This is a genomic window from Halobacillus litoralis (assembly GCF_020524025.1).
Taxonomy (GTDB): Bacteria; Bacillota; Bacilli; order Bacillales; family Halobacillaceae; genus Halobacillus; species Halobacillus litoralis_D.
The window spans coordinates 230,992-252,495 of the sequence record NZ_JAIVKN010000002.1 but is presented as its reverse complement, the minus strand read 5'-3'; the positions used below and the strand labels follow the sequence as shown (position 1 = coordinate 252,495).

Here is a 21,504-nt window from a genome sequence, read left to right as displayed (position 1 = left end):
AGGGGAATCTTAATGCGACTGGCAACGATTGAGTATGGTGGAGTAGAAAAAGCAGTGGTAGTGGAAGAAGATATTGTATATCCGTTAAATGCAATAAATGACACCACTGGTCAACAGTGGCCGGAAGACTTGTATGAATTGATCCAGCCTCCAACCTTTTCTTCTTTTCGAAAATGGTGGCAGGAGCAGACGATCGAGTTGAAAAGTAAAATGAATGTCGTTGAGACCCCATCGTACCGGCCGCTTTATCGTCATCCTCGTAAAATCTGGGGGATTGGACTGAATTATACAGATCACGCGTCAGATTTGGATGAAAAAGCGCCTGGTACAGAACCGGCCAGTTTTATGAAACCTGACACGACGATTATTGGAGCGGGGGATTCCATTCTCCTTCCTCTTCTTTCCGACCGTACAACAGGGGAAGCTGAGCTTGGAGTTATTATCGGCGAGACCTGTAAGGATGTAACGAGAGAGGATGCAGCGAAAGTCATTGCTGGTTATACAACCATTATTGATATGACTGCAGAGGATATCTTAAAGAGAAATCCTCGTTTTTTAACAAGATCAAAGAGTTTCGATACGTTTTTTAGTTTTGGACCACAGCTGTTTACTCCCGATGAAATCGATCATGTACTCAATCTCAACGTGACGACGAAAATAAATGGACGCGTCCACCGGTCCAATAAAGTGGACAACATGACGTTTGATCCGTATGAACTGGTCGCGTTTCATTCTCAGGTGATGACACTCCTTCCCGGGGATATTATTTCTACAGGCACCCCGGGAGCCGTCGTATTAAGAGACGGGGACGTGGTGGAATGTGAGATTGATGGATTTCCAAACCTTATAAATCCAGTGGAAGATTTAAAAGCAGATAGAGAGGATGAAGTCGAGTGAATCTACATGTAGAAGGAAAATCTGTTGTCGTCCTGGCTTCAAGCAAGGGACTTGGAAAAGCAATTGCGCTTGAATTCGCTAACGAAGGAGCGCACGTTCTTATATCAAGCCGGAACGAGGAGGAGCTTGAAAAGACGAAGGCGGAAATACAGGAAACGAGTGGGAACACAAATGTTGATTACCAGGTGTGTGATGTCACGAAGCATGAGGACATCCGTCAGCTGATGCAGCGTTCTGTGGACTTGTACGGAAAGATAGATATTTTGATTAACAATGCAGGCGGACCTCCTGCAGGCACGTTCGACCAACTGGAGGATGCCGACTGGCAGAAAGCTTTTGAATTAAATCTATTAAGCTTTACAAGGGCGATCAGGGAAGCTCTTCCATCTATGCGTGAGCAGAAGGAAGGAAAGATTATCAATATCGCTTCTTCTTCTATTAAACAATCGTTGGATAACCTTATTCTCTCCAACACATTCCGTGCAGGCATTGTAGGGTTATCCAAGAGTCTGTCACAGGAACTTGCGGGTGATAACATTCTCATTAATACCGTAGGACCGGGACGAATTGCGACAGACCGTGTAGCTGCTCTCGATGCTAAACGCGCTGAGAAACTGGGGACTGCTGTAGAAGATCTCAAAGAGACAACAGAACAATCGATTCCTCTTGGCCGGTACGGGGAACCTGAGGAGTTTGCCAAAGCTGTTGTTTTTCTGGCTTCCGGGGCCAATACGTATCTTACCGGACAATCTCTCGTCATAGACGGAGGACTTGTTAAAGCGTTATAACATGAAAAGGACTCTCTGCTCATCAGGCAGAGAGTCTTTTTTATTGAATCAGTTGCTGCGCTTTTTAACCACATGAATGTTTGAAAGCAGTAAGCGTTCATCCTCCTTCATGCTGCATATAGAAAAACGTTGATCCAACCGCAGGGAGTCTGTGTTGAAAAAGGAGGACTTCTACAAAGTTTAGGTTCTGAATACGTGGTGGACGAACGTATACATCCTTTATTGAGTATGAAAACAGGAAAGGATGATTTCATGACATGTTCCAAGTGCCAGCACGATCAGCCGGATGGTAAGTTTTGTGAAGCATGTGGGAATTCATTGTTTGAACCAAATGGCGGGGCATCCGCATCGACGGCTTTAGCTGTTGTCTCACCTCAGCCTGGCCAGTCTGAATTCACTAAGAAAACAAGTCAGTATTGGAACCATTCGATCGCCACCCTCAAACAGCCTCTTGATGCTTTCCGTAGTTCGGCAGAGAGTTTCGGGCAGGGAGTTACTACCCTTCTGCTTTACATGGCCGTATTTACAATCAGTGTTTATTTCATTGCTAATTCGCTATTTAAGCAATTGAATGTATTTTGGCTGGAATCAGCTGAATCCCTTCCATTTTTCACGATAAGTTCAAGAGTTTTTCTCTTTTCATTTGTCACGATGGCTATTAGTCTCTTTGTGCTTTTTGTCGTTGTCAGGTGGATGAAACTTGGAATTGATGGTAAACGTTTGACTGCTCAGTACGGCGCACTGCTTCTTCCTTTTCTAGCTGTCAACGTCCTCGCGATGTTATTTGCGCTTAGTGGTACAGCAAGTGTGACCTTTATTCTGCTTGGAGCTTCTGTTTTTTACACCGCTCTTATCGTACCGAGTCTTTTTATTTACCACCACGGCATGCAACAGGGAAAAACAGCTGCCTTTTATGGAAGTATCGGTACAAGTCTTCTTATCCTGCTGCTCTCCTATTTTTTCTGGAGATGGTTAATGATTGAAAAGATCAACGAAATTACAGCCTATTTCTAATGAAAAAACATGTGCAGAAGGAGGGAGGCTGATGAATTACTGCAGGGAATGTGGAAAACCACTTCAAGAGACACAGGATTATTGTATCTACTGCGGAGCGAAGGCTAAACCAGAAACGCAGCCGTCTACAAGACGGACCCGGCCGAGGCCGCCTTTAAGCAGGAAAACAAAAACCTTAATCGGGGTTATAGTTGTCCTTGCCTTGTTCATTTTTTCTTTTCATAAAATTATGGAAGCAAGAGTGGACCCCCTTCCCGCTTTTAAGCAGATGAATCAGGCAGTTGCTGATGGCGATGCGGAAGCTTTTTTTACTGCCGTTACAGTGGATAAGGAAGCCGTGCTCAATGAAGATACCTATATGGATTATCTGATGGAGTCGGGATGGGATGATCTTTATCTACAGCTGGTGGAAAAAGGGAAAGAGGAGAGTGAAGAATCCTCGTTTCCGATAACAGACAGTCATGGGTTTGAAGTATTTACAATGGTTAAAAATTCGATCCTTGGCGGGTTGTACCATACGTATGAGGTTAAGGCGAATGCCGTTTCAGTAACAGCAGAGACGACCCAGCTTCCGATTGCCCTGGAAGTAGGTGGGGAATCGATCCAGCTACAGAAAGAACCGAAAGTGGAGAATGCCTTTGCTGCTTATCCTGGTGATTACCCTGTCAAAGGCAGAGGAACCAATGACTTTGGGGAGTTTGAGTATAAAGGTCGTGTATCTATTGTACCTGGTGGAAAAGAGCCATTTGAGCTTACACTATCCGATTTTGGTGAAACCTTCGCCATACAAACCAATCGAGAAGAGGCTGTCCTTTTTGTGAACGGGAAAAGTACGGGGAAAGAACTTCGACAATATGAAGAACTTGGTCCTTTTCCAAAAGATAAGGATACGGTTCTCTATGCAGAATTCACAGATGAAGAGGGACGTGTGCAAAGGAGTGGTGAGGTAACTTCTAAAGATGGCGAATTTGGCTCGCTCGAATTTTGGTTTGATACCGAAGAGGAAGTTGCATTTGATGTAGTAGAAGAAGAGGAGGAAGGTCTTCAGACGGAGGAGCTTGTGCTTTCTTTTAGAGACGCCTACGAACAGGCACTGAATGGAGGTGGATATGGGGAAATCTCTCCTTACCTTGAGGATGGCAGTGAAGCAGCGAGAGACTTGATGGAGTATCTCTCAGACGTTGAAGGGAAAGGGTATACGTTTGTTTTCCATGAAAATAACGTGCTTCAGTCCGACTTTAGAAATGACACGTATGTTCTTACCACAGAAGAGACATTTACGTTTACCGATTCAAATGGAGAAAAACTGGATTATGTGCGGCAGAAAGATTACACTCTGATAGAATCAGCGGATGGGTATAAGATAACGAAGATCGACATTCGAGATACACAGAAAAATTAAAGGAGGCATCAGATCTGATGCCTCCTTTTTTCATGGGAACAGTATTACTGCTGCCCAGTGATTCCTACTTTATTGAAACCATCTTCTGCTGCAAAGGCTTCTTCGCTGCCTGCGCCGTAAATGTCTTCAGCGGATTGAATAATCGCTTCTCTGGCTTGATTGAAATCAGAGGTTGGGGTCAGATAGACCGTTAAGGCACGGTAATAAATCTGTCCTAACTTCTCTTTGCCGATTTGTTCGCCGGTAATATATGCCGCGTGATTGATAATGGATGAGTTAATGTGGACACCGCCATTATCAAGCTCTCTTGGAAGGTCATAATACTCATCCATGTGGGATGGGTACTTTCCGTTTCCATCTCCATAAGGGACGTAATCTGCTCCAACAGGATATTTACTTGGGTTGCTCAGGCTTCTCAGCGACGTCCGCCCGGATGCTTTAGCTTCATCTGCCATAATATCCTCACCGACTTCCCAATCTTCTTCATCTACGAGTGCACCGAAGATATCAGAGAAAGCTTCGTTTAGAGCGCCGGACTGGAAACGGTAATTAAGATTGGCTGAGTACGTCGTTACTCCGTGCGTCATTTCATGTGCTGCAACATCGAGACCTGCGGATAGAGGAACAAAGAACTCTCCGTCTCCATCTCCATACGTCATCTGCTGACCATTCCAGAAGGCGTTGTTATAGTCCTCTCCAAAATGAACGGTGGACTTGATGGCCATACCTTTTCCGTCAATAGAGTTACGGTCATGTTCCTCAAGGTAGTAGTCATAGACTTCCTCTGAATTATAGTGCGCATCGACAGCCGGCTTTTCATAGTCATCGTTAAACGAAGCGTTACTAGAGCTGAATAATTCACCAGGAAGATTAGGATAGTCCCAGGAATTTTTAAAATCGTAGGTGTAAATGCCTTCCAGACCCTTATGGGAATTATCATGCAGGTAAAAGTCTGTCCCATTAGGACCCACGCCTTCTTCATTTTGATGCGTGATATGAAGGAGGCGGTGATCACCGAGAACCCCGGTTCCTGAGCCTTTAGCAGGCAGGTAGCCGTCTGCATGCATAATCTTGTTATACGAGTCAATAACTTCACCCGTATGGGCATTTACAAATACGTTCCAATTTCCTGGATGTTCACCAAGGAAGTTCACATTTACTTTGTATGCAAGAGAACTATCGTCTCCGGATGGATAGATGACCAGATTGGAAGATGGATCCTCCACCAGTTGATCCGGCGCCTGGACAGCCTCTTTGGCAATAGTTAAACTTTCATCCCCGGAAAGAGAAGGTTTTGTTGTCATTTGTTCTGATTCGATAGAAGAATCAAACTGCCCGTTCACGGACTGAATCTGATTGTCGTGATTGTAGTGAACTTTAACGAAATTCCCTTCCACAGGGATGCCATCTTTCTCCTGCTGCAGTGTGACGTGCTTCATCCCGAGTTTATCTTCTTTCACTTTTGCAGAACCCAGACTTTTTTCAGGTGAATTCATATTAAAGGCTTCTTTGCTTTTATTTAAAAAGGCTTTTGCATTTTTTTCATTAGCAGCGGATTGCTTTTCTGCCTGCTTTTCTTTGACAAAGAATGGCTTCCCATTTTCCTTATGTACATTCTTTTTTTCTAGATCGGCATGTACCTGCGTGCTGTTTTCGCTGATGGCGTGACTTTGGATAGGAGCGACTGTACCCATAAATAATGCGGATGATAGAACGGCCATTGGAATGACATGTTTCTTTTTCATAATCAACCTCCTTGTCAGAATACATCCAATTATAGGTAATAATGGATGAATCATACAGAGTCTATCGAACTGTTTGTATTTTCAGAAAATACCGGTATAGTCTGATGTCCTAAGACTTTCATCATGATAATTAAAGAAGTAAAAAAGTCCCCTCCTATGCATAGGAGGGGACTTTAGCATTATAGTTGAGCGGGTTGTTTCAGGGCTTCAAGGACAGGAGTGTAATCATAACCAAGGTCCTGTGCTACAGCCTTATACGTAAGGTGGCCGTTGACGGTATTTACCCCCTGTTCAATAGCCTTGTTCTCCTCAATTGCAGCTGCTGCTCCTTTTGATGCAATCTGGAGAGCATAAGGAATCGTTACGTTCGTTAATGCAATGGTGGATGTGCGGGGAACAGCACCTGGAATGTTCGCCACAGCGTAATGAAGCACACCATGTTTTTCATAAATTGGTTCATCATGAGTCGTGATATGATCCACCGTTTCAAAGTTTCCACCCTGATCAATGGCGACATCTACAATGACAGATCCTGGTGTCATTTCTTTTACCATATCTTCTGTTACCAATTTAGGGGCCTTCGCTCCTGGAATAAGGACAGCGCCAATAACAAGGTCGGCTTCTTTAACCGATTCAGCGATGTTATAAGGGTTGGACATCAGCGTCTGCACGTCACCGCCGAACTGATCATCCAATTCACGCAGTCGATTTGGATTCAAGTCCAGAATCGTTACATGCGCTCCTAATCCGACGGCAATTTTAGCTGCATTGGTCCCGACGATTCCACCGCCGATAATGACAACTTTTCCTCTGGATACGCCAGGTACACCGCTAAGCAGGATGCCTTTTCCACCAAAGGATTTTTCAAGGTATTGAGCACCAACTTGAGTAGCCATGCGTCCGGCTACTTCGCTCATCGGTGTAAGAAGCGGTAGTTTGTTATCGACGGTAACCGTTTCATAAGCAATCGCTGTCACTTCATTTTCTACAAGGGCTTTTGTGAGCGCTGGTTCAGCTGCCAGGTGAAGGTAGGTGAAGAGGATAAGCCCTTTACGGAAATAGTTGTATTCAGAGGCCAGAGGTTCTTTCACTTTCATGACCATTTCTGATTCTGCCCAGATATCGGAAGCGTTCCCGATAATCTCTGCACCAGATGCTTTGTATTCTTCATCTGTAAAATTACTGCCAAGACCGGCCTGCGTTTCTATTAAAACCGTATGGCCGGCTTTACGTAAATTTACAACACCTGATGGAGTGATGGCAACGCGATTTTCATTGTTTTTAATCTCTCTGGGAATTCCGATAATCATTAGAAATGACCACCTTTCGTATTGAATGTAAAGAAAGTATAGCCTGAAAGGTCCTATTTTTAATTAGGTGAAAATGAAAAAATAAAAGAGAGGATTTGTGTAAAATCACAAATCCTCTCTCTCGCTTTCATCAATTAAAAGGTCTAGAAATAACATTGTCTTTTCATTGGCATTTTTAAAATCGATATTCCCGATTTCCCTGATTCTTTTCAACCGGTAATTCAGCGTGTTTGTATGAATATGCATGGATTCCGCTGCTTTGTGGACATTGCTGTTATGCAAAAGGAAGATCTTGAGTGTTTCTAGTAACATGGAACGGTTTCTTTTATCATAGGCCTTAAGGTTGATTAAGGCGTCATTTCGATAGTTTTCTTTCTTTTGTAACGCAGATAACTCATTGATGAACTGATAGATCCCAAGGTCTTGATAATAGTCGACCTGGTGAAGGGGGGATGGAAATTGTTCTTTCAGTTCGAGAACCTTCAACGCCTGCTTGTAACTGAAGTTAACGTGAACAGGAGAATCATAGATCTGCCCGAATGCACCTTTAACGGCTTCAAACCCGAGACGTTCTCTCATCTTTTGTGTGAAGTCACGGATAAAGGCTTCACTAATCATCGTTGCATCCTCTTTTTTATCTGTTCGTATTAACAAAATCAACTGCTGATTATCAAAGATACGACTGACGATCTTTGTCTGCTGGAGGGTTTCGGTCAGATAATATGCATGACGTTCGACCGACTGGTTCATATTTCCGGTGAATTCAAAGATCGCTACACAGAGCTGTCCTTGTAAATTCATATGAAATCTTTTTGCAAGCTGCTTGATTTCAGCTTCATTCTGCAAGGACCCGGTCAGCAACTGCCAGAAAAACTCTTTTCGGTTTTCTTCTGTTTTTCTTTTCTTCGCTTGCTGGCGGAGTAAATAATGACTGACGAATTGAGCGGCCTCTTTCATTTCCTCTATATGGTCTTCAGTAATAGACCGGTCGTTGGTCTGAGCCCAGATGAAGCCAAGAACTTCTTTCTTATTTCGAACCGAAACCGCAAGTCGATTTCCGAGGCCGATTTCTTTCATCTCCGGAATAAATAAAGGGTCTCCATGTTCAAAAAGCTGAGCCATAATGCCCTGTTTCCACAATCCATTAACCACCTGCTCAGGTACTTTTCTTCTCATTATGGTAGCTGTTCTTGCATCATCCACGTTCGTTTCATGCTTACTGTAAGAAACGATCTTATGGTTGGCATCTTCAATGGTAACTGGACAGCCAAGGTTCTCGGCAATTTGATCCGCAAGCCCTTCCGGAGAATCGAATAGGTCTTTATATGAATGGGATACGCGTGATGTGAGGTTCATAGACGTTCTCCTTCTTCCTGAATTACTACCATTTTACCATTGTTCCGGCTGAACAAGCATCAACTTTTTACTCTTGATTATTTTGTGGAAAAAGACGAATATAGAGAGAGTGTTTTGTGGAAAAGAACAAATGGTATGAAAATTCTCCATAAACGCAATGCCGATCAATCTCGTAAATTCTAGTAATCATGGTTACATAAGGAGGATTTTTATGAAGAGAATATTGAAAATCGCAAGTGCTTTTATCGGCATCATCGTAGGAGCTGGTTTCGCATCCGGGCAGGAGATCCTGCAGTATTTCACAAGCTATGGCTATTTAGGCACAATCGGAGCTGTAGTTGCGACCTCCCTTTTCGCCTATATGGGAATGATGTTAACGACACTTGGAACTCGTATGCAGGCGAAATCTCATAAAGAAGCCATTTATCGAATCAGCGGCAGGTACCTTGGAAAGGTCATTGACGCTGTCATCATTCTTACTTTGTTCGGCGTCGGCGTAGTCATGATTGCCGGGGCAGGTTCTATTCCCCACCAGCAGTTTGGCCTGTCCCAGGCATCCGGTATTGTTTTTATGACTATAATCGTTACACTTGCGGTTATGATGAATGTCAATCGGGTGATTCAGGTGATTGGAAGCATCACACCGTTTTTAATCATCACGGTTCTTATAATCGCGGCGTACAGCCTCTTTACAATGGAAGGAACATTTTCAGAGCTTCAACCGTTCGCTCTGGAACAGCCATCTGCTCTGTCCCATTGGTTTATGGCAGCCATCAATTATGTGTCTTTCAATATTGCTGTTGGCGCATCTATGGCCCTGCTCATGGGGGGGAATGAGGAGAATGAAAAAATATCCGCTGCTGGAGGATTGGTTGGAGGTCTTGGGCTGGGATTAATGATTATCCTTAGTCACCTGGCTATCTTTTCAAAAGTGGATGCTGTTGCAGGCTATGATATGCCATTGTTAGCGTTGGTGGATCAACTTTCTCCAGTTCTAGGCTTATTTTACTCGATTGTGCTTTTCGGTATGGTCTTCAATACAGCCGTCAGCATGTTCTTCTCGCTTGCTGCCCGTTTTACTAAAGTCGGAACAAAGAAACATAAGCAATTTGTTCTTATCATAGGTGCTGCTGCATTTGGATTAAGCTTTGTCGGTTTTACAGAACTTGTCGCCTTCTTCTATCCTGTGATCGGCTATTTAGGTGTTTTCCTCATCTTTGCTTTAATCCGTGCCCCATTCCGATTAAAAGCAGAACGGAAAAAACAAAGCAGTCAAGCCGCTTAGTTTATGTGAAAAGAACAAGATTCTATCAGCCCCGGTTATTCCTATGGGTAACCGAGGCTTTTTTATATTGTTCTATGATGTTCTCTAATCTAAAAGAACTCTGATAAGTTTGGGGAGAATTTGGAGTGGCACTGCGTGACTCAGAGTGTTTTATACGGTAATAGAATCTTCTTGAAATGAAATTACAAATTAACAGACATTACATTGACATGAAAAATCAGGAACTTTATAATAAAATTAACAAATCATTTGGAGGCTGTTCATGAACTATGTGATTGGTATTGATGGAGGAGGAACAAAGACAACTTGTCTTTTTCTTGAAGCCAGCCAAAACACAGCCCCACAACAACCATTGTTGATTACAGGGGCCGGTACAAATCCTCATACCATTGGTTTCAATGAATCTGGAAGACGGTTGGAATCCCTGATTGATGAGGGGTTAAAACGCTATGGTATTCATCCCGCCGAAATTACAGGGGTAGGATTTGGTCTTGCAGGTGTAGGTCGGAAAGAAGATGAAATACAGATGACGGAAGTGATCCAGTCTATTTTTTTTAACCTTCGAATGTCTGAAAATTGTCACTTTTTTATTGGGTCGGACACTCAGGCAGCTTTAAAAGGAGCTCTTCCACCAGAAGTGAAGGAAGGAATACTGGTCATTGCAGGCACTGGATCCAATGCTATAGGCATGGACGAAAACGGAAACATACATAAATGCGGAGGATGGGGACACCTCATTGGTGACGAAGGAAGCGGTTATCACATTTCTTTGAAAGCGCTGTCAAAAGTCGCTAAAGCGGTAGATGGACGGGGGCCGGAAACAGAAATAACGGCTTTACTATTAAAAGAGTGCGGACTTCAAAGTCCTCATCATCTTGTACGCTACATTTACCAGCATCCTCGTGAAAAGCATGAGATTGCAAGACTCGCAGCCTGTGTCATTCAAGCTTCTGAAATGGGTGATGCCGCAGCTATTGAAATTCTAGAGGAAGCAGCGGAAGAACTGGTGCTTCATGTGAAAAGTCTCATTAACAAAGGATTGAAACCTGGAGGGTGTGTAACGGTCGCCGGTTCTATTTTTACATATTCTTCTATTGTAAGAGAACATTTTAAACAACAACTGAAAAAACAAGAACTAGGCACCTTTACTCCATCATACGCATCACCGGAATATGGAGCAGCTTTACTCGCTAAACCCTATAGAGGTGGGATGTACAATGACTGATTCGTTAACCTTTTTAACAACAGAACAAAGAAATCCAGAAACCAGACGTTTGGATCAGATGACGACGCTGGAAATACTGACCGTGATGAACGAAGAAGACCAAAAAGTGGCAGAAGCCGTCAAACGGGTCCTTCCGTCTATAACTACAGCTGTCGAACACATCGTCGAAGCTTTGAAAAATGGCGGGAGGCTCTTCTATGTCGGTGCGGGAACAAGCGGGAGACTGGGGATCTTAGACGCATCCGAATGCCCCCCCACATTCATGGTAGATCCTGACATGGTCCAAGCTGTGATGGCTGGAGGAGGACAAGCCTTTACACAGGCAAAAGAGAACTCAGAAGATGATGCTGCCCAGGGGGAGCAGGACTTAAAAGCAAAGGGGCTCACAAGTAAGGATGTCGTCGTAGGCATTACGGCGAGCGGGCGGACACCTTATCCGATTGGAGCGTTAACCTACGCCGATAAAAAGAAAGCCTATACGATTTCCCTATCCTGTAATCAACATTCTGAAATCAGCCGGAAGGCCCGGTGTCCGATTGAGGTCATTGTCGGGCCGGAAGTGTTGACAGGTTCGACGCGGCTGAAGTCTGCCACTGCTCATAAGATGGTTTTGAATATGATGAGTACAACAGCGATGGTTAAACTCGGCAAAGTATACGAGAATTTAATGATTGATGTTCATGCCAGCAATCATAAATTGCGGGAGCGGGCGAAAAGCATTCTAATGGAATGTACAACAGCTACATATGAGGAAGCAGAGCAGGCATTAAAAGAAGCAGAACTTCAAGTGAAGCCCGCCATCTTAATGCTGAAACGTAATGTATCTTTTGAACAGGCGTTGAAACTTTTGGCTGATCATGATGGACAGTTAAGGAAAGCTGAAGAACGTTCATGTTGATTTGAAGACCACACAGTGGTTTCAAATAGAATAATTCAATCAAAAGGGGGAGCTTATGTTGAGGATGTTTCAAAAAACATCGGCTTGGTTGATGGTAGGTATTTTATTTAGTTTTCTTTTACTTGTTGGATGTGCGCCTGGTGCAGGAACGGAAGAAACAGACGGGGAAGGGTCGAATGAGGATACGTCTTCGGAATCTGGGGAATCTGGTTCTGGAGAAATTGCCGGGGAACTTGAAATTCAGTACTTTGTAGGTGGATATGGAGATTCGTGGTGGAAAGAAGTGATTGCAGACTTTCAGGAAGAGTACCCGGATGTCACCATCACAGAACATGCAGGTCCAAATATTAATGAAGAGATGCGTTCCCGCTGGGTTTCAGACAATCCGCCGGATGTTGTCTATATCGATGGCGCCGGTTCAAGTGAAACGCAGATGGTTGAAGATGGACAGCTGATGAATCTAACAGAGTGGATGAATGGTGTGGAACTGGAAGATGGTTCAGCTTTAGGTGAAAGCTTCATTGTAGATCCGGCTAAGTATGATGGAGAAATTTACAGCCTTCCTTTGGTTTTCGATACATGGGGAACATGGTATGACGATGCTTGGTTTGAAGAGAACAACTGGGATGTTCCAAAAGACTTCCCTGGCTTTATGGATACGATGAGTCAAATTAAAGAAGAGGAAGGCATTGCACCGTTTGTCACAACCGGTCAGTACCCGTACTACTTCCTACGCGGTATGCTTTATCCTGCCTTTGGAGCAGCTGGTGGAGATGAACTGCTGAATGACGTGATTACAGGTAAAGAAGGGGCATGGTCCAGCGAACCTGTTCTTAATGTTATGAAAAAAGTTGAACAAATGCAGCAGGAAGGGATGATTGATTCTGGTTTCGGCGCTTTGAATCATACCCAGTCGCAAATGAATTTCCTATTACATGAAAATGCCTTTATCCCAGTTGGTTTCTGGCTTCCAAATGAAATGGCCAACGATACACCTGAAGACTTTAAATATGGATTTATTCCATCTCCAATGCAGGATGAAGGGGAGCCGTATACGATTGTCCCGGACCTCCGCCCGCTTGCCATTGCTGAAAAAGCAGAAAATCCAGAAGCAGCAAAAGCGTTCGTGGAGTTTGTTTTCACAAAAGAATACGCGAAAAGTTTCTCTGAACATACAGGAGCAATTATGAACCTGCAGGGTGTTGATCTGTCTTCAAGTGAAGAAGTGCCTTCCTTCCTGATTGAAGCGAATGAAATGATTAATGATCCTGAGCAGGTACAGATTCATCAAAAGCCACATCCGATGAGTTCAGAACTTGAAACTCCAATCAGCAACTCTCTCGTTTCCCTTATGCTTGGCAATATTACAGCAGAAGAGTTTGTAGAAGAGGCTGAAGAAGCAGCGGCAGAGTACCGCAGCAGTCTGGAATAGTTATAAGAAGGAATGTGGAGGCGGATCGTCTTCACATTCCTTTTTCCTTATCTTCTACTGTAAGCTTCATGCATGTGTACCATAGTAGAAGTCAGTTTGTGAACACCTCCCTTAAGAGAAGGTATTGTTGGTAGAAGGATTGTGTAAGACAGCGATTTCGAGGAATCAAGAGGTTCATTGCCTTAATAAGAGTCAGGGGAGGTTGGGAAGCTGCTCGCTTTCCTGTGGGGGATCTGGGAAGCTTCCTCGGGCTGACGCCCTGCGGGTCTCCCCCTGCCTCCTTCTCCCACGGGAGTCTCCCAGCTTCCCAACCTCACCAATCGATGAATTTGAGAAACGTACCTCTTTCTAATAAGGAGCGTCTTCCGTCATCCATATTAAAGATGGATATAGCGCTCTAGCTCTATAAAGTCTTTCAATATGCAAGGCTTGTTATCACTGGATTTTAAGTTTCATGAATCTGTTTCGAAACACTAATAAGGCAAGGGGCGGAGAGAAAAGGTGAGACTCCAATGGGATTTGCGGGACAGGTGAGGCCCCGGAGGACAGAGTCCGAGGAGGCTCAGCGCCCGCCCCATGGAAAGCGAACCTTTTCCTGTAGCCCCTAAAACTTACCCTGAGATCTCGAAACTGTGTTTTCAAGAGTAGGGAGATTATGTGGAAGGTCGACATTGAAGTTTCACAGAAGCTAAGAGAAAGACGTGTAAGAGAGAAGCTGCAGGCAGACTAGATCAAAGTGAGAGGTGTAATAAATATGGTTCAATCCAGTAGACAACGGAACTTGTTCCTGGCTTTCTGCCTGGTTCCAACGTTTCTTTTATTTTCTGTTTTTACCCTGTATCCATTATTTAACGGCCTTTATTATTCTTTTTTTGAATGGTCAGGCGCATCTTCGCTGGCACAGTTTGTCGGATTTGATAACTACCGCCGCCTGTTCAGTGATGACATTATCCCAAGAACCATCCTTCATGACTATTTCCTTGTGGTAGCGAAGGTGATTGGAATTATGATTTTATCGACGTTCTTTGCCGTCGCCTTAACCCAGATGAAAATTAAAGAAGCCCCTTTCTACCGCATTGTGTTCTTTTTTCCTAATATCATGTCTGTTGTGGTTATCGGGATCTTGTGGATGTTTATCTATAACCCAAGTCTTGGTCTTGTGAACTCTGGTCTTGAACTTATTGGATTGGAAAGCTGGACGAAGCCCTGGCTTGGCAGTGAAGACTGGGCGTTACCAAGTCTCGTGCTGCCTTCTGTATGGGCAGGTATCGGTCTGTTTATGCTCATGCTGATGGGCGGGATCTCTAATATTTCGAAGAGTTACTATGAAGCAGCTGAGATTGATGGAGCGACAGAGTGGCAGCAGTTCTGGAAGGTTACTCTTCCTTTGATCTGGCCGCAGATTAAAATATCAATCCTGTATATTATCATTACTACATTGAACGGTTCTTTTATTATCGTCCAGGTGATGACAAAAGGCGGTCCGAACAACTCCACGCATGTGATGGGCTCCTATTTATATGAACAGGCATTTGTAAAATACAACTTTGGTTATGGGGCAACCATTGGTGTGATGATCTTGATTTTATCTTTAATCACCGTCCTGATCATGCAGTTTTTAATGAGAAGAGAAAAAGTGGAGTATTAATTGTGAGGAGGGGAATCGAGTGAATATAGGTAAATTTTTTTCGCGTACGATCGTTCGTGTTCCACTGATCATATGGTCTTTAGCTGTTCTATATCCCATTTTCTGGATGATTCTTGGAGCGTTTAAATCCAATGCAGAAATCTACTCTAATCCCTGGGGCCTGCCTGAGTCCTTCAGTTTCTCCAATTTTGCCGATGCATGGACCAATTACAACATTGATACCAGCGTGTTTAACAGTTTTCTAGTGACCGGGATTGGGGCAACGTTGACTCTTGCAATGGCCATTCCAACTTCCTATGCCCTGGAGAGGATCAAGTTTCGCGGCAACCGATTGTTGTTCACTTTATATATATCTGCGATGATGATCCCGATGGTTCTGGGCTGGATTCCGCTGTTCTTTTTATTGATGCAGTTAAATTTATTAGATAATATCTTTGGGTTAAGTATTGTTTATGCTGTCAGCCAGCTTCCTTTCAGTATCTTTGTATTAACGAGCTTTATGGCAACGATACCAAAATCTCTGGAAGAAGCAGCAGCGATTGACGGGATGTCTCCTTATGGTATTTTGTGGAGGATCATTACGCCTCTTTCAACTACAGGTATCATTACCGTGACCATCATGAATATGATCCAGTTCTGGAATGAATATTTTATGGCTTTGATTTTTCTGCAGACAGAAGAAAATTACACGCTTGCCTTGGCGATCGATTATATCAGCAACGAAACTCAATATACCAACGCATGGGGGACGTTATTTGCTAGTCTTGTTATCGCTATCATCCCGGTGATCGTCCTATATGCGATCTTCCAAAGAAGAATTGTGAAAGGGATGACTGAAGGTGCAATTAAAGGATAGAGTGGTGAAGAACATGAAGAATTCATTAACGGGCGGGCTTGTTATTCTTAATGAAATGAAAGACAAGCTTCCGCCTTCAGAAAAAAAGATTGCCGTATTTATATTGGAACAGCCACATGAAGCGATCCACTGTACGGCTTCCCAATTGGGAGAATTAAGTTCAACAAGCAGTGCAGCGGTCATCCGGCTGTGTAAATCACTCGGGTTGAAAGGGCTGCAGGAATTAAAACTCCGAATATCCGGGGATTTACAGAAGAAACCAGAAGCCCGGTTCAGAGATATCCAGCCGGGGGAGTCCTCTGACTCCATTGTGGAGAAGGTTACGAATAATAGTTTACAAGCCATTAAGGAAACAACAGAGATGGTGGATTATTCGGTATTAGCCGAAGCCGTCGATGTTTTGAAACAGGCGGAAAACATTCATTTCTTCGGGGTTGGTGCATCAGGGATCATTGCTCAGGATGCCCAGCAGAAGTTTTTGCGGATGAACAAAGCGACGTCAGCTTTTACAGATTTACATAACGCCGCTATGAACATCGCCAACGTGGGCGGACAGGATGTGGTTGTCGGCATTTCTTTTTCAGGAGAAACGTATGAAACGGCAAAGATTATGGAAATTGCGAAGAAAAAGGGAGCGAAGACAATTAGTTTGACCCGCTATGGACAATCCGCTGTGTCTGCCCATGCGGACGTCCCGCTCTATATATCTGCCTCAAGGGAAATTCCTGCCCCCTTCCGCAGTGGAGCTACATCATCGAGACTCGCTCAGCTGCATATGATTGATATTCTATTTGTTAATCTGGTCACAGATCAATGGGAGCAGGCTTCTAATTACTTCAATGAGATTACTGATGTGATGGATTTGTTAAAAGAAAAACCGAGTCGTCCAAAACAGGAGAAATCTTAAGAGGGAGATGAGAGGATGGAGAAATGGATTGAGGAACTGAAGGGCTTCGTACCTGAATCTCGTGTACTGACATCAGTTGCTGACAGGCACAGTTACAGTTTTGATGCTTCGTTTGGGGAACACCTGCCTGATGTCGTAGTTCAAGTCAAGGAAAAGCAGGAAGTATCAGACGTCTTAAAGTTGGCGAATCGCTGCAAGATTCCAGTCCACCCACGCGGATCAGGGACGTGTTTAAGCGGAGGACCCCTGCCTGTCCATGGAGGCATTGTGCTTGATATGTCTCAGTGGCCGGCGTCTATTGATCTTCGTCCTCGCGATCTCACAGTTACAGTTGCCCCAAGTGTCTTAACTGCCAATATCAATAAGGCTGCTGAAGAGCACGGTCTGATGTATGCCCCTGACCCCAGTAGTGCTCATGTGGCAACAATTGGTGGAAACCTCGCAGAGAATTCGGGTGGTCCGCGTGGACTAAAGTACGGGGTGACAAAAGACCATGTACTTGGCCTTGAGGTTGTTACACCAGAAGGAGAAATCATCCAGACGGGCGGCCAAACGATTAAGAACGTGACGGGGATTGATTTAACGAAATTAATTGTAGGGTCAGAAGGGACGCTTGCTGTCATCGTCGGGGCGACTTTAAAGCTGATGCCCAAACCCCCGGCAGTTCAGACCATCATGGTCGCTTTCGATGAGGTAAGAAAGGCAGGAGAAGCGATCTCCCAGACGCTCACATCCGGAATACTACCTGCAAAAATGGAATTTATGGACCAGGCATGTATTACAGCTGTTGAAAACTTCCAGCCGGCCGGGCTTCCCGTGGATGCAGCAGCGGTTATTATTATTGAACTCGATGGGCATCCGGAAACGTTAGGTGTTGAACGTGGTCTTATTGAAGAAATCATGCAGGACATGGGTGCTGAAGAAATTCTTATTCCGAAAAGTGAGGAAGAAGCAGCAAAGCTTTGGCATGCAAGAAAGCAGGTGTCGCCGGCGATTGCAAAAATTAAGCCGACGAAAGTTTCAGAAGATGCCACGGTTCCCAGGAGTAAAATTCCAGATTTTATGGACCGTCTGCAGTTGTTGAAAGAGAAGTATGATCTAGAGATCGTCGCTTTTGGACATGCAGGAGATGGCAATCTGCACCCCAATATTCTTTGTGATAAACGGGACGTAGAAGAGATGAAACGGGTGGAGATGGCAGTGGAAGAGATGTTTCAGGCTGCCTTGGATCTGGGTGGTACCCTGTCTGGTGAACATGGAATAGGGACAATGAAAGCACCGTTTATGGAACTTGAACTCGGAGAAGTTGGATTGGATATGATGAAGCGGATCAAAGACAGCTGGGATCCGAATGGAATCTTAAATCCGGGGAAAGTCTTTCCTGAAAAAGGACAGAAGTTGGTGCTGCATCATGAGTAGCCTGCTGAAAGAAAAGCTGCATTATGATAAAACATTTGATTGTGTTCAATGCGGGTACTGCCTTCCTGCCTGTCCGACCTATGAAACGATGGAGAAAGAAACGCATTCTCCCCGGGGCCGCATTAATTTGGTGAAGATGGTAGCAGAAGGGAAAGCGTCCGTTGAAGACTTGCGTGAACCGATCGAAAAGTGCCTGGGATGCATGGCCTGTACAACCGTCTGCCCAACAAATGTCCAGTATGGTGCAATCTTTGAAGGTGCGAAACAAGTGGTTGACGATGAGAGTGAAAAGGCTAAACCGCGAAAGTTAATGGAGGACTTCTTCTTTCAAACGTTCTTTCCTTCGTCAAAATGGATGAACTCGTTAGGAAACGCGACTTGGTTCTATCAAACCAGCGGACTTCAAAAAATATCCCAGCAGTTTGGCTTGACCAAACGTGTGCCCCTGCCTATTGATAAGTTTGAAACGATCCTTCCTAGTATGCCTTCTCCCAAGGAAAGGCGTGCGCGTGTGGGCCGGTACGTCCGAAAACGTCCATCATGTGCGAAAGTGGGCTTTTTTAAAGGGTGCATAATGGACAGCGTTTTTTATAAAACCAACCAAAACACAATGGAGCTGCTTCTGCGCAGCGGTGCAGAAGTCGTTTTTCCAAAACAGCAGACGTGCTGCGGTGCTCTTCATGCCCATTCCGGAAAAGTTGATCATTCCATTGAACTCGCTAAGCAGAATATTGAAGCTTTTGAGGAAGAAGGGTTTGATTATATTGTTAGTAATGCAGGGGGATGTGGCGCGCGTCTCGTTGAATACCCGCACCTTTTTGAGGAAGGATCATCCTGGCATGAACGCGCATCAGCGTTTGTGTCGCGCGTAAAGGATATTTCTGAAGTGCTGATGGAAATGGATGGTCTTTTATTTGAGAAGGAGCTCCATCGGACGGTTACGTATCAGCCTTCCTGTCATCTGCGGAACGTTCAAAAAGTAACCGATGAGCCTTTGGCATTACTAAAGCAGATTCCAGGATTAACGTTGAGAGAGCTCGAACGTCCTGAGTTCTGCTGCGGGTCTGCGGGGGTATACAATATCGTGAATTATGAAGAGGCAATGGACATTCTCGATGTGAAAATGAAAGACGTATGTGGTGTGAAACCGGATCGGATTGTCACATCCAATCCAGGCTGTCATTTGCAAATGAAGCTTGGAGTAGAGCGTGAAGGGTTAAGTGGGAAGATGGATGCTGTCCATCTGGTAGATTTACTTATGGAAGCCGACCCCCAGCCTAAATATTAGAGAGGACGTCTCTTTAGGGAGGCGTTTTCTTTCTGTTCTTCACCCGCTTACTAAAACCCTGTCTATTCAGACAGGGTTTGATTGATTTTCTATTAACGTAAAACCTATGTAAGAAAGGGCCGATTCTAAATCGCAGACGGTTTTTGTTTTCATCTTGATAAGATTCGTATCTTTCATTTCCCGTTGAGCAATTTCAGGAGTTATGCCGGTCATAATCGTCTGGATCCCCATAACCTCCAAGGCTTGAACAAGGTTTACGATGACTTTCGGGAAGGTTTTATCTAAAATGACTAAACCAGTTAAATCAATGATAAAGTAGTCCACATCATGTTCCACTCCATACTCAAGGACATTCTTCATGATTTTATCTGCCCGGTGCTGGTCTATGATTCCTTGGATCGTAAAGATAGCAACCCCTTTGGTAATAGGGATAATCGGAACATTCAAGAGTGCCATATTGTATTGGGTCTGGTCCAGTTCAATCAGATGAGAGAGGACATCTGCCATTGATTTAAGAAACTTAATATCTTGATCCGAGAAGTTTTTTTCTTCTTTGTCCATAACGCAGAGCGTACCAAAAACTTCCCCGCTTGTATCAACTAAGGTAACTCCTAGAAAACCCTTCACCTGTAATTGGGAGGAGACCTCGAGATCTCTTGTCAGTTCATCCATCATTAAATTGTCCGTTGTTAAAGAACTTTCTTTATTATTGATGATATAACGGCAGTACGTCCCCCCATACTCCACAGAATAGCCTTCAGGAATAATTTCCTCTTCTCTATTAAAAGAACTGAGGACAGTCATAGCTGTCTCGCCTCTCTTTGTGACGTAGGCGGTTTGTACATTCAAACGTTCGCTAATCACGTTAAACATCTTTTGGGACGCCGTTTTCAAAGAGTGAAAATCTTTCGTATCCAATTGATATTCATGCGACATGTCCATCTGCTCCTTTATCTCTTTTAAAATTTTCACAATGTTAATCCTATACCCTTTGAGTATATTTTCAATCACATATAAACTTATTTTGTAGTAAAACGAAGAAAAATAGATAAAAAAAGCGAAAAACTTATCATAGTGTATAAATATTCGTGTAAAGTGTCAAATTCAGTCGGAAAAGGGTTAATATCTATTATTTAGAAAATTTAAAATAGTGGTAAAATTTGAGATAATAGAAGTCATATAACAAAAGGGGGAAGATGAATGAAGTCGAAATGGTACTTATTTATGGTTCTTGTATTAAGCACGCTGCTTGCAGCATGTGGGAGCAGCGATGAATCTTCTAGTTCCGGTGATTCCGGATCTGACGAATCTAAAGAAACGTATACGGTGGCAACAGATAATAACTTTGTTCCGTTTGAATTCATGGATGAAGAGTCGGGAGAAATGCAGGGATTCGATATTGATCTGATTAAAGCAATTGCAGATGAAGCAGGGTTCAATGTAGAAATTGAATCGATGAAGTTTGATGGTGTTGTGGCCGGTATGCAGTCTGGGCGCTATGACATCGGGATTGCCGGAATGACGATTACAGAAGAACGTAAAGAAACAATCGACTTCTCTGACCCATACTATGATGCGGGTCTTATGTTAGCTGTAAATGCGGACAATGAAGAAATTCAATCCGAAGAAGATTTAGCAGGCAAGAAAGTAGGAACACGTTCCGGTACGACAAGTGAAACGTATATTACTGAGAATCACCCGGATGCTGAATTAATCACTTTCCCGGGGATTGTAGAAGCCTATATGGATTTAGAGTCCGGTCGTCTTGATGCTGTAATGTATGATGTTCCAAATGTACAGTACTATGTAGCCAATGATTCAGGCGCAAAGTTAAAAACCGCTGGAGACATTCTACAAGGGGAGCAGTACGGCATTGCCTTTCCAAAAGACTCTGAACTCGTAGGAGACGTCAACGAAGCGTTGCAGACGTTGATTGATAACGGGACGTATGATGATATTTATGAAGAATGGTTCGGAGAACGCAAATACGGCACAGAGTCTTCTGAGTAATAAGAAAAGAATGGAGAGCGTAGC

The 21,504-nt window shown here is 43.9% G+C and carries 18 protein-coding genes; 14 read left to right on the top strand and 4 right to left on the bottom strand.

The features are described from left to right. Window positions 1-12: 12 nt before the first annotated feature. The 4 genes from LC036_RS07985 to LC036_RS07970 all read left to right on the top strand — a co-directional run bounded on the left by LC036_RS07985 (window position 13) and on the right by LC036_RS07970 (window position 4,101). Window positions 13-897: a fumarylacetoacetate hydrolase family protein gene (locus LC036_RS07985; protein ID WP_226580758.1), complete on the top strand. Its 885-nt coding sequence runs from the start codon at window positions 13-15 to the stop codon at window positions 895-897. Continuing rightward, complete coding sequence (locus LC036_RS07980; protein WP_226580755.1) at window positions 894-1,685, top strand: SDR family oxidoreductase; 792 nt, start codon at window positions 894-896, stop codon at window positions 1,683-1,685. The genes LC036_RS07985 and LC036_RS07980 overlap by 4 nt, the downstream gene beginning before the upstream one ends. A 195-nt stretch (window positions 1,686-1,880) precedes the next feature. Then, window positions 1,881-2,699, top strand: a complete 819-nt coding sequence (locus LC036_RS07975) for a zinc ribbon domain-containing protein (protein ID WP_226580752.1) — start codon at window positions 1,881-1,883, stop codon at window positions 2,697-2,699. A 31-nt stretch (window positions 2,700-2,730) separates the two neighbouring features. Beyond that, window positions 2,731-4,101, top strand: coding sequence for a TcaA NTF2-like domain-containing protein (locus tag LC036_RS07970; RefSeq protein ID WP_226580749.1), 1,371 nt, complete (start codon window positions 2,731-2,733; stop codon window positions 4,099-4,101). Window positions 4,102-4,145: 44 nt separating this feature from the next. On the opposite strand, the gene LC036_RS07965 is transcribed toward LC036_RS07970, so the two are convergent. The 3 genes from LC036_RS07965 to LC036_RS07955 all read right to left on the bottom strand — a co-directional run bounded on the left by LC036_RS07965 (window position 4,146) and on the right by LC036_RS07955 (window position 8,512). Further along, window positions 4,146-5,846: a M4 family metallopeptidase gene (locus tag LC036_RS07965; protein WP_226580746.1), complete on the bottom strand. Its 1,701-nt coding sequence runs from the start codon at window positions 5,844-5,846 to the stop codon at window positions 4,146-4,148. Window positions 5,847-6,025: 179 nt separating this feature from the next. Next, window positions 6,026-7,156: an alanine dehydrogenase gene (gene ald / locus LC036_RS07960; protein WP_226580744.1), complete on the bottom strand. Its 1,131-nt coding sequence runs from the start codon at window positions 7,154-7,156 to the stop codon at window positions 6,026-6,028. A 105-nt stretch (window positions 7,157-7,261) separates the two neighbouring features. Continuing rightward, window positions 7,262-8,512: a PucR family transcriptional regulator gene (locus LC036_RS07955; RefSeq protein ID WP_226580741.1), complete on the bottom strand. Its 1,251-nt coding sequence runs from the start codon at window positions 8,510-8,512 to the stop codon at window positions 7,262-7,264. A 211-nt stretch (window positions 8,513-8,723) separates the two neighbouring features. Here LC036_RS07955 and LC036_RS07950 point away from each other — a divergent pair, with 211 nt between their 5' ends. The 9 genes from LC036_RS07950 to LC036_RS07910 all read left to right on the top strand — a co-directional run bounded on the left by LC036_RS07950 (window position 8,724) and on the right by LC036_RS07910 (window position 19,470). Next, on the top strand, window positions 8,724-9,797 hold the full coding sequence (locus tag LC036_RS07950) for a hypothetical protein (RefSeq protein WP_226580738.1): 1,074 nt from the start codon (window positions 8,724-8,726) through the stop codon (window positions 9,795-9,797). A 262-nt stretch (window positions 9,798-10,059) separates the two neighbouring features. After that, on the top strand, window positions 10,060-11,022 hold the full coding sequence (locus tag LC036_RS07945; protein ID WP_226580735.1) for an N-acetylglucosamine kinase: 963 nt from the start codon (window positions 10,060-10,062) through the stop codon (window positions 11,020-11,022). Next, entirely contained in the window at window positions 11,015-11,920 is a 906-nt protein-coding gene (gene murQ, locus LC036_RS07940) for an N-acetylmuramic acid 6-phosphate etherase (protein ID WP_226580732.1), read from the top strand. The genes LC036_RS07945 and murQ overlap by 8 nt, the downstream gene beginning before the upstream one ends. A 55-nt stretch (window positions 11,921-11,975) precedes the next feature. Next, a complete protein-coding gene (locus tag LC036_RS07935) occupies window positions 11,976-13,352 on the top strand; it encodes an ABC transporter substrate-binding protein (RefSeq protein WP_226580729.1) in 1,377 nt (458 codons plus the stop codon). A 754-nt stretch (window positions 13,353-14,106) separates the two neighbouring features. After that, a complete protein-coding gene (locus LC036_RS07930) occupies window positions 14,107-15,000 on the top strand; it encodes a carbohydrate ABC transporter permease (RefSeq protein WP_226580726.1) in 894 nt (297 codons plus the stop codon). A 19-nt stretch (window positions 15,001-15,019) separates the two neighbouring features. Continuing rightward, window positions 15,020-15,856, top strand: a complete 837-nt coding sequence (locus tag LC036_RS07925; protein WP_226580723.1) for a carbohydrate ABC transporter permease — start codon at window positions 15,020-15,022, stop codon at window positions 15,854-15,856. Between the two features lie 13 nt (window positions 15,857-15,869). Then, window positions 15,870-16,763 carry a MurR/RpiR family transcriptional regulator gene (locus tag LC036_RS07920; protein ID WP_226580721.1) on the top strand — a complete coding sequence of 298 codons (894 nt, stop codon included), beginning with the start codon at window positions 15,870-15,872 and terminating at the stop codon, window positions 16,761-16,763. 15 nt (window positions 16,764-16,778) lie between these two features. Continuing rightward, on the top strand, window positions 16,779-18,182 hold the full coding sequence (locus LC036_RS07915) for an FAD-binding oxidoreductase (protein ID WP_226580718.1): 1,404 nt from the start codon (window positions 16,779-16,781) through the stop codon (window positions 18,180-18,182). After that, on the top strand, window positions 18,175-19,470 hold the full coding sequence (locus LC036_RS07910; protein ID WP_226580715.1) for a (Fe-S)-binding protein: 1,296 nt from the start codon (window positions 18,175-18,177) through the stop codon (window positions 19,468-19,470). Before LC036_RS07915 ends, LC036_RS07910 begins: the two co-directional genes overlap by 8 nt. Window positions 19,471-19,536: 66 nt before the next feature. On the opposite strand, the gene LC036_RS07905 is transcribed toward LC036_RS07910, so the two are convergent. Further along, on the bottom strand, window positions 19,537-20,406 hold the full coding sequence (locus LC036_RS07905) for an STAS domain-containing protein (protein WP_226580711.1): 870 nt from the start codon (window positions 20,404-20,406) through the stop codon (window positions 19,537-19,539). 264 nt (window positions 20,407-20,670) lie between these two features. Between LC036_RS07905 and LC036_RS07900 the strand changes: the two genes are divergently transcribed. Next, entirely contained in the window at window positions 20,671-21,480 is an 810-nt protein-coding gene (locus tag LC036_RS07900) for a glutamine ABC transporter substrate-binding protein (protein ID WP_226580708.1), read from the top strand. Window positions 21,481-21,504 lie beyond the last annotated feature (24 nt).